Source organism: Roseobacter cerffii, assembly GCF_054226325.1.
In genome coordinates this window covers 95,593-107,027 of sequence record NZ_JBTBYJ010000004.1, presented here as the reverse complement: position 1 = coordinate 107,027, position 11,435 = coordinate 95,593, and the positions used below count along the sequence as shown (strand labels likewise).

Here is an 11,435-nt window from a genome sequence, read left to right as displayed (position 1 = left end):
GCCTGTATCTCACCTCCGGTTTTGTGGAGGCAAAAGATTCCCGGTCGCCAAAACGACGTTCTTTCGTTGACAGTGATTCGCGGGAGCGGTATCCAGAAGGTGTCTAATCTATTTGGATAAGCTCTCGGGCCGGATCGGCTTGGGGGCTTTTCTTTTGCCTCAGGTCATGATGTCTCCTCCGATTGAGACAGATACTCCGCGTAGAGCTGATCGAGGTTCTCCGAGAGAAACTCTCCAAAGCCTGCGGAATCCTTGGATGTCAGCGAGATGGTATAGGCACGGCCCGCGCGTCCGATGACGCCCTTGATCCGGCCTTCTCCTGCGGTCCAGGTGCGCTTGGCCGGAGTGGCTTTCGCCGCCCGGCGCCGGGGCGCCCTGCCCGCCTCGGTCACCTTGCTGTGCAAAATCTCGAACTTTGTGTCGCTGTCGAGCTGGTCGAACCCCTCCGTGGCCAGGATCCGATCGGCCACCGTCACGTTGCTTTTGACCGCCATCAGCTTTTTGAAATCTTCCCAGCGGTCCCGCCCGATCTGCTTGGCCGGTCCAATTGCAGCGATGACATGGCCCGGCACCGTCCCCGCGACGGACAGCATGCGCGACAAGAGCGTGCCGTCGATGGTCAGCGCCTGCTGGATCACCTCCTTGGCCTGGCCGAGATCATGCAGGTTCCTGGCAAAAAGCGCCTTCTCGATGAAGGAGAGATCGGCCCGGGCCGTGTTCTCCTGGCCCTGCGCCAGCACATGGGCGACATCGTCCATCTCCTTGACCACGGCGCGGACCGGCCGTCCGAGCGCGCGCGCGGCGCGGACCCGGCGATGCCCGAAGACGACCATGTAGCGATTGGCGGCCACCGGATGCGGCCTGAGCAGGACCGGCGTGTCCTGCCCGCTTGATGCGATCGAAGCTTTCAGCTCTTCGAAAGCTTCATCATCGCCGCTGAGCCGGTCATTGACGAAGGAGGCATCAATCAGGGCGGGATCGATTTCGACGATGGTTTCGCCTTCGAGAAGGCGTTTGGAGTTTTCGGCGAGACTGTCGATCGAGACCTTCATGGATTTCGAAGCACCGCGCATCGCGTAGTTCGAGCGGCCACCATCGATCGGCGGATCGGTCGGCTGCCCGATCACGGATTTCAACAGGTCTTTTCTGGCCATGATGCCCTCCTTTTCGGGCCACGAGACCCCGGGTCTGCACGGCTGTCAAAACGAATCTGCACGGCTGTCAAACTCATGGGCTCTCGCGCCCCCAGGCTTGATGCACGAGACCGGCGATCTCGTCGTTGACGGCGTTCAGAGAGGTGATCGCGCGGTCATAGGTCGACCGCACGAACTGCGCCCGCTCGACCTCGTACAATGTCTGTTTGGTGATCCCGGCATCCGAGATCGCCGTCGATTTCACCATCTGCGCTTCGAGCATCTGGTTGGGAAACATTGCCTGCAGGAAGCCGACCATCTGCTTTTGCGGTCCATCGGTGGGTTCGAACCGTGTCACCAGATAACGGAACCATTTGAGCCGCATCTCGGCCCCGGCTTCACGGATGGTGCGCAGGATGCCACCCAGCATCAGGAGGAACTGGCTCATCGACATCACGTCGAGCATCTGGGGATGCACGGTGATCAGCACCGAACTCGACGCTGTCAGGGCCGTTAGAGTCAGATATCCAAGCTGGGGCGGGCAATCGATCACCACCACGTCGTAGCGGTCTTCGACCTCTTCCAGTGCCTTCGAGATGCGCGTGAAGAAGGCGCGGCCTTCAGAGGGGTCGCTGCTGGTCAGGGCCACCGGCGTGTCGTATTCGTATTCCTGCAGATCGAGGCTGGCTGGGACGATGTCCAGGTTCGGGAAGTTCGTGGGCCGGATGACCGCGCTGATCGGCTGGCGTTCTCCGTCATAGCGCAGGGTCTCGTAAAGCGAGGAAACAGAGTCTAATTCAGGCTGAATCCCGTGCAGCGCCGTGAGGGATGCCTGGGGGTCGAGATCGACCGCCAGCACCCGGTGGCCTTTAAGCGCCAGATGTTGGGCTAGGTGAGCGGCGGTCGTTGTCTTGCCGCTGCCGCCTTTGAAGTTGACGACGGAGATGACATGCAGCTCTTCGCCTTCGGTGCGATGCGGCAGGTAACGGCGCTTGCCCGGACGGCCATGGGCATCGAGGTAAGCGCGCAGCTCGAGCATTTGTGCTGCGGAATAGGATCGCCGCCCAGAGGCCGAGGTTTGTGGCTCCGGTCCCTTGCCCTCCAGATGCAGTTTCTTGATCGTCGACTGCGTGACGCCGAGGAAATAGGCCACTTCGGCGAGAGAAAACTGTCGCAGACCCTTCTGGGCATCGGGGGGGTATTGTTCCCGACGCAAGATATTGAGTCGGTCGGAAATCAGTTCTCCTTGCTGGAGAATGATTTCATCGAAGGCCAACTCGCCTGTGTCTTGCCGGAATGGTGCTGTCGCCATCCTGCTGCCTCGCCTAATATCGCTTTTATCGCGATTTCTTTCGTTAAACTGTGACTACAGCGGAAGTGTGTTATCCACAACGATTTTTTCAGCAGGCGGCAAAGCGCTGCCGGATCATGGCAGAGATCGGGGAGACCACAAGACCCCGTAGACAGGGCAAGAGAACCTGCAACATCTGGTAGGACGGAGCGCCGATCCAGCCAGTGCACCCATGCATGAAAGGCGACAGAATTCACCTATATTATTGTTTTGAATTCTTTTTCTCGATTTGCACGGCTGTCAAAAAGCAATTCTCGGTCCGCAGCACATGAACCGCGCAGCCAGACAGACGGTGCCTGCGACCACCCGTGCAGGCTTGAGCTACAAGCACGGTCTGCCGCAGGGAGCGCATTGCAGCCATCCCGCGGGAATGCCGGTGAGAAACAATCCAAGTTGCCGTATCGGAAAGAATCGGACACTGATTCTCAAGACCAAGCCCAGGTGGGTTGGCCGGGTGTCCCGGCCAACCGCGGGCTCATGCGGCCTCTTTGGGCCCCCAGGGGATCACGGCCTGCAGGGTCGGGTCGTCCTGATGCGCCGCTTGGCCGAGATTGGCGTTGAACCCGTAGTCCCGGATCGTCAGCGTAAAATAGTCCGCGCCGGTTTCCCGGTTCTGTTTGCGCCAGATGCCACCGCATTCGACGAGACGACCGCGGGGCGAGCGGCCCAGCACCCGGTGGGTAGGTGCCATCGGATTGTCGCTGGTCACGGGTTCCACGGAGATGTCGAGATCGAAGGTCAGGGTCGAGATCGACCCGGTGCCTTTGGCGGTGCCGATCTCGGCGGTGTCAAATTTGATGCAGTTGGGGGTCATTGCGTGTCTCCTTGTCTGGTGTTGCAATGCCGGTGACCAAAGCAGGGAGCCCTGGGGCAGCACCGCAGGCGCAGCGCAGCGGAGAAGGGCAGGGGACCGCGCTTTTTGATCCGCGCGGAATGCCCGGCACGGGCAGGGGAAAAAGACGGCCTCCCACCTTTGCGGCCCCCGGGCGCCCTGCCACCGGCCACGCTCAGCAACACCAGTCGAAGACAGGCCGGACGCCCCGACAACAACAGGTGACTGCCTCGACCAGCGCCAATGGCTTGGATAGGATCTGCACCTCGATGATGCATGTCGCCCGTCCCCCAAGCGGCACACCATCCCGGCCCTCGCCCGGGAACTTGCTAGCCCGTCTCCGGCACCGGTCACGGCCATAAGCCCGATGCCGCCAACCCTGAAAACGGCTGCATTTAGGCGTCGGCCTTAGGCGATCTCGTGCTATGCCCGTCAGGGTCTCGGCCCAGGTCGCCGCGGGCAGACCATCCATCCAAGCCCCATGCCTGCAGCGCCGGGTGTCACGCTCCCGCCCCGCCACATGGGCATTCGGTCCGATCCACTGGCCGCAACAGCACGCCCAAGAGCTGCCACAGGCCGTCATTCCACACCCCTCAGGCCTGATAAGCTCCCACTGAATGTCTCCCCGACACCTCCCGTCGCGCAGCGACCCCCGCGCGGGCAGCGCCGGTCCGGCGGCGGGGCAGGGGGAATTCCTCCGCCCCGCCGCCGGACAATTTTTGGGTCATCCCGCAGTCATTCTGGCCAAAGAAAAAAAGACCCCGCCGGAGCGGGGCCAGGTGGTCTTCCCACGAAGGAAGGCTCAGAGGCAATCCGGGACCCAGATCGCCAACTTGTCTTTCTGCTCGGAGGTCAGCCCCATGAGTTTTTGCGTGGTGGAATCACCGATCAGCTTTTCCAGCTTCTCGGCCTTCTCCGCCTTCTTGAGTTTGCCGAAGGACACCACGCGCGCGTCGCGGGTATCGCAGTCGAGAAAGGTGCAGAGCAGGTCGGTCAGCACCCCGGCGGAGACGCGCGAGAAGAAGTTCTCCGCCGTGGGCGTCCAATGGGCACGGATGTCGGCCTTGGCCTCGGCGGCGATGGCCGCAAAAAGACTTTCGTCCCCTGCCTGATCAGGCAGGGCGCGCGCGAAGGCCTCGGTGAGAACCGCGTTGCGGGCCTTCTTGCCGGTGGCCCGAAAGGCGGCGAAAGCCTCCTCCAGATCATCGGCGCGGGTGCCGGTCTGCCAAGCAGTAGTCGCGTCGAGACCGTGATCGAGCCGCGGCTCGCGGTCAAACCCATCCTCAATACTCGGCACGTTGTTGGGACGTCCGAGGCGCAAATCGAAGAGGCTTTCGAACGACCCGGAGGCATCCGACAGGCCGAAGGCCAGAAGATCGAGCACGAGGTCCGGCTTGGCCAGAAGGGCCGATTGCACCGCCGCCAGCCGGATCGCCTGCATGTCGGCCATCAACTTTTGGGAGTAGGGCGATTTTGGCGCGGGGGTAGGGCGCTCGGGGGCTGTGAGAACGTCCGCCGCAATCGCCGCATCCTTGTCTTCGGGGCGCACCAACCCGGCGGTGATCTCCACCTTACCCGATTGATTTACAAGAATTAGACACCCCGAGACGCGCTTCTGGTCATCGGTGTAATCACCGTCGAGGGTGGCTTGCAGATCAGCCAGCCGCGCCTCGCCGTCCGCGTCGAGCACACGTGCCTCGCACATCTCGGCCAGCCGGTCGTACTCCTCGGCGTCCGCCGCGCTCAGATCGCCTTCGACAGGGTAAAGTCGTGTCAGCTTGGCTTGATCGATCTCATAGTAGTTGAGCCATGGGTCGCGGTTGGCCTCAGCCCAGAGCCAGCCCGCATCCGCCACCAGCGCGGTGCGCGCCGCTTCGAGCCGTTCGTCAAAAAGATCATCAAGCAGCGCCGGATCGATGAAATAGACCGCCTGTGAAAACAGGTCCTGCGTGATCACGCCGCCTGCGGCCGCATAGGCCTCTTGGCCAACAAAGAGCGCGCGGCGGTCACTGCCGGTCACCGCTTCGGGATTAAGCGCGGATTTCAACTGCGCCTCGGAGATCGGGTGCCCCTTGATCTGCTCCAGAAGTGTGAGCGTCAGCGCCGCATCCTCCGACAGGGTGAAGGCCTTGGCCGCGCCAAGGGTGATCTCGCCTGCGGCCAACGCATCAATGACCGGAGCGGGCAGCGCGGCAAGGGCCAGCCGCTGATAGACGCGGGCCTCACTGGTGGCGAAGGCCAGCGCGATATCGGGCACCGTTGCGCCCTTGGCCGTCATCGCTCCGAAGGCACGGATTTCATCCGCCGGGGTCAGGGCTTCACGCGCGGCATTTTCGGCATTGGCCCAGATGGCGGCTTCCTCGGCATCCTCGGTGATGCGCACCGGGACGGTGACCGGGGCAGGGGTTTCGGCCTCGGCGGCGATCTTCTGCAATGCCCGCAGGCGGCATCCGCCCGCGACGATCTCGACGCGGCCTTTCTTTCTGCGCAGGCCTGCAAGGTTCTGGATCAGTCCGAAGCGGGCGATACTGGCCGCCAGCGTATCGATATGGGCATCCGAGACGCTCTTGCGCGGATTGATGTCCGAGAGTGTGAGGGCGTCCAGAGGCACCAGTTCGATGCTGCCTGCGTCGGTGAGGATTGAGTCTTGCTTGGTCATGGGGAAGTCTCCTTTCGGTTTGGATGGACAGGGGCCGCCCTGCGCCCTGAGCGCGGCGCAGAAAGGCCTGTGGGTGGAAAAGGGTGGAGGAGGGGTCAGAGACGCGCTCAGGGCGTCGCTGAGGCGCTGTCGGGCGACCTACCACCAGCAGGAATAGATCACGGTCGATCCGGTCTGCATTTCGGCCCGCGCCCAGGCGCAGAAATCCAGATCATAGGCGCGGTAGTCCTGCGCCTGTTCGTCCTGAAACTGGTGGCCATAGAAAAAGCCGCCCTCGCACTGGGGCAGGGTGCCATCGGTGACGGCCTGTTCCAGACGGTCGATGTCCTCGAGCGCGAGGATCAACGCGCCGCAGTTGAGGTCGCTGGCCGAGAAGCCGGTGCGGGCAACATAGAGGTTTTCCATGAAGGTCTGCAGTCTGGAATGCTTGCGCCAGACGAATGCGGGCACTTCCCCTTCGTCTCCGCTTTCGGGTGTCTTGAGATAGGCATATTGATCGAGGCCCATGGTCTCGCTCCTTTCCTTCGTGGTTGGCGCGGCATGGGTCTTTTGTGCTTTGGCCCATTGTCCGCCCTGGGCGTGGGCCATCCCTGTCTCTGGCATTCGGAAAACCCCCGCGTCTTCCGAAAGGCAGAGCAGGGAAGGGCACAGCCCGACCTGCGGCCGGGCGGCGGCGGGACACAGGGGGCCGAAGCAGTGAAATCGGGAGGGACCCGGCGACATCAGCCGACGGGAGGCACCGGATTTCTCCGGCGGAGGCTGACGCGTCAGCGGCACCCGAGCCCCTGTTCGCGCCGTCGTTTGGATGTCAGGCGGAGGAAAAATGCAAAACCGTCGGGGGTGCCAAAGCAGAGCGGCGGCACCCCGTCGATTGACCGCGTGATCGCGGGCAGGCCCGCGATTGCCTTTGTCTTGTGCCCGAAGGATCGTTACCCGGAAGGGCGGAGACAGTATTGGCTCCGGGGCAACTTATGCTCTAGAGCCTGCCCAACCGTGCGGTTTGCGGGCCAGTCAGGTTGACAACATCTCATGCGCCTAACCGAGCGTCAGCACCATGTTGTCGGATAAGGCCAGAGGTGGAATGTGCAGGTTCTCCGGCGCGGGGCCTTTGCGAATACGTCCCGCGGTATCGTAATGCGACCCGTGGCAGGGACAGAACCATCCTCCGAAATCGCCCGCGCCATCGCCAAGCGGGACACATCCCAAATGCGTGCAGACACCGATCATCACCAAAAAGGCGTCATGGCCCGGAATGGCGCGGTTCTCATCCAGCGCTGTGGCCTCGCCGGGAAGGTTGGGATTTCGGGCATCGGTGTCCGGCAAGGCGGAGACCGCCTGTTCACGCGCCTGGAGCATCTCAGCTTGCGTTCGGTGGCGGATGAAGACGGGTTTTCCGCGCCAATTGACAGTCAATTGCGTGCCTTCGGCGAGCCCGGAGATATCCACCGAGATTGTCGCCAGGGCGCGCACATCCGCCGAAGGGTTCATCTGATTGATCAGCGGCCAGAGCGCCGCACCGGAGGCGACCACGCCCGCGCCAGCAGTCGCAAAATACAGGAAATCCCTGCGTCCAGTGTCGTCGGTCGCATCCATATCATGTGGAGCGTGCAACCTTCCCGCGCCGGAACGTCAACGCGGGTTTTGTAACGTTTTGTCTGCGACCCGGGGGCCAGCAGTGGGAAACTGTGGCCGATCGTCGGCTCAATGATGGGGCGGTGCGCCTTTTGCCATCATTAGATGATGCTCCTGGTGATGCGCGCCGATGGTCATGAGCCCGAAGAATCCGAGGCCCTGTATCTGGTCGGTATCGCCATCAACGAGGAGGGCAACACCGTCCCCGAGGTCCTCCGTCGTGACTGCCCAACCTGTCTCGGCCGCCAAAAAAGGCGCATGGGCCGGCACCATGGCGCGAATGGCTTCGAGAACGCGCGGTGCCCCCCGGATCTCGAACCGGATACCGGCGGGCAGAACACTGCGGGTGACTTCGGCCTCCATCGTCACAAGCTCCATATCCACCAGATGTCGTCTCAGAGCCGCAATATCGACGTTTGTCCAATCGGTGTCTAGATCGGCGCGCAATAGTGCCACGATCTCGGCCATGGCGGCAAAAGCCGATTGTCCGGTTTCCTGCGGACCTGACATCACATGCCCGGTTGCGGAATGGTTGTGCTGGGCCGCGACGGGCCCCGACAATGACAGGGCAAGCAGCAGAGTAACAAGGCGCATGGCGGGATCCTCTTGAACGGCACGAGACCCGTTTTTCCTAGCACGCAGGCCTGCTCCAGAATATGATCTCAATCATATGTTGCCAGAGCCCTATGACCTTCTCCCGACAACTGCGCTTTGGCCGCAAACGGTTGCCGTTGGCGACGTGCTCTATCGACAGGGTACACGGACCCGGGGCCTCTATGTGCTGAAGAGCGGGCGTGTGCATCTCGAGCGGGTCGGTCCGAATGGCGAGCGCCTCATCATTCACAGGGCGGCACCGGGGACCAGCTTTGCTGAAGCCTCAGTCTTTTCAGAGCGCTATCATTGCGATGCCATCGTGATGGGTGCAGGCGAGTTGGTCCGGATCGATAAATCCGCGGTTCTCGCCGCTTTTGGAAACCCGGACTTCGCGCGGGCCTATGGGCGCCAAGCGGCCCAACAGGTTCAGGCGCACCGGCAAATCATGGAAATAGTCGGCATCCGCCGCGCTGAAGATCGGGTGATGGCGGGGATCGTCGCCGGTCTTCTGGATGGTACCGTTGTTGATTTTGCTGCGCGCCTTCAGCTGACGCAGGAAGCCACCTACCGCGCACTGCGAGCGCTTGTCGAAGCGGGTCGGGTCATAAACCCGTCCCGCGGGACCTACCGATTGGCCTAGCTATGACTGGCAAAGACCGATGTCTCGCCATCAAGCCCGACAAGCAGCGTATTGAAGGTGTCCCCGGCGCCGGGACCGCCCATGCCGGGGGAACTCATCGGCATACCGGGCACAGTCAGTCCACGCGCCGTCGGTTGCTCTGAGAGAAGCCGGGCGATGTCTTCAGCCGGCACATGGCCCTCAATGAAATAATCGCCAACCACGACGGTGTGGCACCCGGCCAGCTCCGGCGCGATCTGGAGCCTGTCTTTCAGCGCGTAAAGGGTGTCCTGGTCGACATCCTGGGCCTTGATTTGAAACCCGGCCTGCCTCACATGGTCGACCCAGGCGGTGCAGCATCCGCAGGTCGGGGTTTTGACAACCTTGATGATGGATCCGGCATCGGCCATCGCCGGAAGCGCGAGTGTCGCGGCAGCACCGGTCAGCCAAAAAGCTACGTCGTTTCATGTATCGTTTCCTTCTGAATTGTGTTCGAGATTAGCATCTGGAGAGGCACTGTCGAGGTGATCGCGGTGCGCGGGTGGTGCATGAAGCTCTGCCTGAGGCTCCATCGATTGCGTGACGTCCAGATCCTGTGCGTGCCGCTCGTCTAGGCAATCCGTTTCAAGCTGCAGGGTCACCATGTGAAACCGGTGATGCTTGGTCAGGTGCGTATAGGCGGTCCCAAGGATGCGCGCGGCATCGGCAGGTTCTGCATGGCGCAGATGGGCCGAGAAGGCATGCTTGCCGCTTGTCAGGGTCCAGGCGTGGACATGGTGGACATCAAGAACGCCGTCCTGCGCGCGCAGATCGGCGGTCACAGCCTCGAGATCAGTGCCGTCGGGCGTCCCCTCCAACAGAATATGCGCTGCCTCGCGGATAACTCCGATCGAGGCCCAGAGGAGCACGACCCCGAAGGTCATGCCAAGGATCGGGTCGATCGCCAGAAAGCCAATGAACTCGATGACGAGCGCGGTCACGATGATCAACAGGCTACCGACGAAGGTCTGCATGATGTGCCAGAGGGCTCCGCGGGCATTCAGATCATCCTGGCTGGATTTCCACATCAGGCCGAGCGAGATCACTTCGGTGACCAAGCCTCCGAAGGCCACCCAGAGCATCGGCCCCGTCGGCAGATGGATCGGGTTTCCGAGCCGCATCGCCCCCATCCAGATCACCAGAAGCGCCATGCCGAGAAGAAAGCCGCCATTCACCAGCGCGCCAATGATCTCGGCGCGATACCAGCCGAAACTGCGCGCCATATCCGCCGGTCGACGTGCTATCCGTTGCGCGATGATGGCGACGAGCACACCGCCTACGGCGGACAACGTGTGAAACGCATCCGACAGAACCGCGATCGATCCGGTCCAGAGCCCGACCGCCAGTTCGATCAGGAAATATATGCCGGTCAACCAGGCAGATATCGCCAGAGCCTTGCCCGACGACGGCATATGTCCGGCGTGTCCATGAGCGGCCATGTCAGATTTCCTTTTTTGTAGTGTGGGTGCCGCGCCAGACCGCAATGAGGGCGGACAGCGCGGTGAACCCGCCGAGCGCCAGGGCCGTCCAAGTGGCGGTTTGAACGTCGCCATTCATGGCCTCGCTGCCGAGATGAGCGAGCAAAAAGCTTGCCGGAACGACCCCGGCGAGCGTCGCCAAGGCGAACCGCCAGAGATGTAGGACGCTCAGTCCTGCGGCGTAGCTGACCATGTCAAAAGACAGGAATGGCAGCAGTCGACTGCCGAACACCAAAACCGTCAGTGTATTCTGTGACCCCAGAAGCCCGCGTCCGATCGTCTCGCCGACATGGCGTTCCACGAAAGGCCGCCCCAGCCCACGCGCGAGCAAAAATGCGGCGAGCGCGCCAATTTCTGCGCCGAGCACAACGAGCAGGGTTCCGAAGGTGTGACCGTAGGCGGCCCCGGCCGCGAGCGCGATCGGCGCCGAGGGCAGGGGGCTGGCCACGATCGCCAACGTCATGAGCGCCACGACCAGAACCGGGCCAAGAAGACCAGCCGCATCGATCCAGCGCCGCAGGTCATCGCGCTCCGGCAGATCGATGTCGAGGCCCACAAGGTTTGGATGCGCCAAAGTGAGGAGCACCAGCCCCAGAAGGACGAGAACGACGACACGTACCATGGGCTACCTCGTGTAAAGCAGCACCAGAAAGGCGGCCGCCATCAGGTCGAAGACAACGCAAAACGGGATGTACCAGTGCGGGACCCGGGCGAGGCGACCCGCATTGTGATGGGCCAGATCCCACAGCGCATGGACGGCAAGGCCCAGAGGCAAGGCCACCCAATGCCAAAGAAGGCCCGATACGGCCGCCGACCCGAAAAAAACGGCGACGCCGAGCTCAGACCAGAACACGGACTGACGGCCATCGGCGGCACCGAACCCGATATTGGCCCCGCCGATCACGGCCAGCTTGACCGCCGCCAGGGCAAGCGAGTCGTCCGTTTCAAGAAGAAAGTGGGCGGGCACTGTGACCACAAAAAACGCCAAACCGATCCACGCGGGTGCCGCCATGGTTAGATGCGCTGAGTGGGAGGGTTTCTGCCCCGATGGGCCTGGTCGTGCGACTGTCATGTCGCATCAGGTGGGACTTCCAGCAA

At 62.3% G+C, this 11,435-nt stretch carries 12 protein-coding genes; 1 reads left to right on the top strand and 11 read right to left on the bottom strand.

The window, feature by feature from the left end:
• Positions 1–164: 164 nt before the first annotated feature.
• The 7 genes from repB to ACVC7O_RS22870 all read right to left on the bottom strand — a co-directional run bounded on the left by repB (position 165) and on the right by ACVC7O_RS22870 (position 8,201).
• Positions 165–1,154: a plasmid partitioning protein RepB gene (gene repB / locus ACVC7O_RS22900; RefSeq protein ID WP_458326437.1), complete on the bottom strand. Its 990-nt coding sequence runs from the start codon at positions 1,152–1,154 to the stop codon at positions 165–167.
• Between the two features lie 73 nt (positions 1,155–1,227).
• On the bottom strand, positions 1,228–2,445 hold the full coding sequence (repA, locus tag ACVC7O_RS22895) for a plasmid partitioning protein RepA (protein ID WP_458326436.1): 1,218 nt from the start codon (positions 2,443–2,445) through the stop codon (positions 1,228–1,230).
• A 514-nt stretch (positions 2,446–2,959) separates the two neighbouring features.
• The gene (locus tag ACVC7O_RS22890; RefSeq protein ID WP_424972934.1) at positions 2,960–3,298 is read right to left on the bottom strand and encodes a DUF736 domain-containing protein; all 339 of its coding nucleotides are present in this window, start codon (positions 3,296–3,298) and stop codon (positions 2,960–2,962) included.
• 820 nt (positions 3,299–4,118) lie between these two features.
• Positions 4,119–5,975, bottom strand: a complete 1,857-nt coding sequence (locus ACVC7O_RS22885; RefSeq protein WP_458326435.1) for a ParB/RepB/Spo0J family partition protein — start codon at positions 5,973–5,975, stop codon at positions 4,119–4,121.
• 138 nt (positions 5,976–6,113) lie between these two features.
• A complete protein-coding gene (locus ACVC7O_RS22880; protein ID WP_458326434.1) occupies positions 6,114–6,482 on the bottom strand; it encodes a hypothetical protein in 369 nt (122 codons plus the stop codon).
• A gap of 528 nt (positions 6,483–7,010) precedes the next feature.
• The gene (gene petA, locus ACVC7O_RS22875; protein ID WP_458326433.1) at positions 7,011–7,568 is read right to left on the bottom strand and encodes a ubiquinol-cytochrome c reductase iron-sulfur subunit; all 558 of its coding nucleotides are present in this window, start codon (positions 7,566–7,568) and stop codon (positions 7,011–7,013) included.
• 108 nt (positions 7,569–7,676) lie between these two features.
• Positions 7,677–8,201, bottom strand: a complete 525-nt coding sequence (locus ACVC7O_RS22870) for a hypothetical protein (protein ID WP_458326432.1) — start codon at positions 8,199–8,201, stop codon at positions 7,677–7,679.
• A gap of 76 nt (positions 8,202–8,277) precedes the next feature.
• Here ACVC7O_RS22870 and ACVC7O_RS22865 point away from each other — a divergent pair, with 76 nt between their 5' ends.
• On the top strand, positions 8,278–8,841 hold the full coding sequence (locus ACVC7O_RS22865) for a Crp/Fnr family transcriptional regulator (protein WP_458326431.1): 564 nt from the start codon (positions 8,278–8,280) through the stop codon (positions 8,839–8,841).
• On the opposite strand, the gene ACVC7O_RS22860 is transcribed toward ACVC7O_RS22865, so the two are convergent.
• Genes ACVC7O_RS22860 through ACVC7O_RS22845 form a run of 4 tightly spaced genes read right to left on the bottom strand, consistent with a single transcriptional unit; the run spans position 8,838 to position 11,349 of the window.
• Positions 8,838–9,230 carry a DUF411 domain-containing protein gene (locus tag ACVC7O_RS22860; protein WP_458326430.1) on the bottom strand — a complete coding sequence of 131 codons (393 nt, stop codon included), beginning with the start codon at positions 9,228–9,230 and terminating at the stop codon, positions 8,838–8,840. The genes ACVC7O_RS22865 and ACVC7O_RS22860 overlap by 4 nt on opposite strands.
• 54 nt (positions 9,231–9,284) lie before the next feature.
• On the bottom strand, positions 9,285–10,298 hold the full coding sequence (locus tag ACVC7O_RS22855; protein WP_458326429.1) for a cation diffusion facilitator family transporter: 1,014 nt from the start codon (positions 10,296–10,298) through the stop codon (positions 9,285–9,287).
• Between the two features lies 1 nt (position 10,299).
• Positions 10,300–10,959 carry a TVP38/TMEM64 family protein gene (locus ACVC7O_RS22850; protein ID WP_458326428.1) on the bottom strand — a complete coding sequence of 220 codons (660 nt, stop codon included), beginning with the start codon at positions 10,957–10,959 and terminating at the stop codon, positions 10,300–10,302.
• Positions 10,960–10,962: 3 nt separating this feature from the next.
• Positions 10,963–11,349, bottom strand: a complete 387-nt coding sequence (locus tag ACVC7O_RS22845) for a DUF6010 family protein (protein ID WP_458326427.1) — start codon at positions 11,347–11,349, stop codon at positions 10,963–10,965.
• Between the last annotated feature and the right edge of the window lie 86 nt (positions 11,350–11,435).

What these genes read in the sequence shown, in the direction of transcription:
- ACVC7O_RS22850 (WP_458326428.1), bottom strand. Translation starts at nt 10,959, where the DNA reads ATGGTACGTGTCGTCGTTCTCGTCCTTCTGGGGCTGGTGCTCCTCACT.
- repA (WP_458326436.1), bottom strand. Translation starts at nt 2,445, where the DNA reads ATGGCGACAGCACCATTCCGGCAAGACACAGGCGAGTTGGCCTTCGAT.
- ACVC7O_RS22890 (WP_424972934.1), bottom strand. Translation starts at nt 3,298, where the DNA reads ATGACCCCCAACTGCATCAAATTTGACACCGCCGAGATCGGCACCGCC.
- petA (WP_458326433.1), bottom strand. Translation starts at nt 7,568, where the DNA reads ATGGATGCGACCGACGACACTGGACGCAGGGATTTCCTGTATTTTGCG.
- ACVC7O_RS22860 (WP_458326430.1), bottom strand. Translation starts at nt 9,230, where the DNA reads ATGGCCGATGCCGGATCCATCATCAAGGTTGTCAAAACCCCGACCTGC.
- ACVC7O_RS22855 (WP_458326429.1), bottom strand. Translation starts at nt 10,298, where the DNA reads ATGGCCGCTCATGGACACGCCGGACATATGCCGTCGTCGGGCAAGGCT.
- ACVC7O_RS22845 (WP_458326427.1), bottom strand. Translation starts at nt 11,349, where the DNA reads ATGGCGGCACCCGCGTGGATCGGTTTGGCGTTTTTTGTGGTCACAGTG.
- ACVC7O_RS22870 (WP_458326432.1), bottom strand. Translation starts at nt 8,201, where the DNA reads ATGCGCCTTGTTACTCTGCTGCTTGCCCTGTCATTGTCGGGGCCCGTC.
- repB (WP_458326437.1), bottom strand. Translation starts at nt 1,154, where the DNA reads ATGGCCAGAAAAGACCTGTTGAAATCCGTGATCGGGCAGCCGACCGAT.
- ACVC7O_RS22865 (WP_458326431.1), top strand. Translation starts at nt 8,278, where the DNA reads ATGTTGCCAGAGCCCTATGACCTTCTCCCGACAACTGCGCTTTGGCCG.
- ACVC7O_RS22885 (WP_458326435.1), bottom strand. Translation starts at nt 5,975, where the DNA reads ATGACCAAGCAAGACTCAATCCTCACCGACGCAGGCAGCATCGAACTG.
- ACVC7O_RS22880 (WP_458326434.1), bottom strand. Translation starts at nt 6,482, where the DNA reads ATGGGCCTCGATCAATATGCCTATCTCAAGACACCCGAAAGCGGAGAC.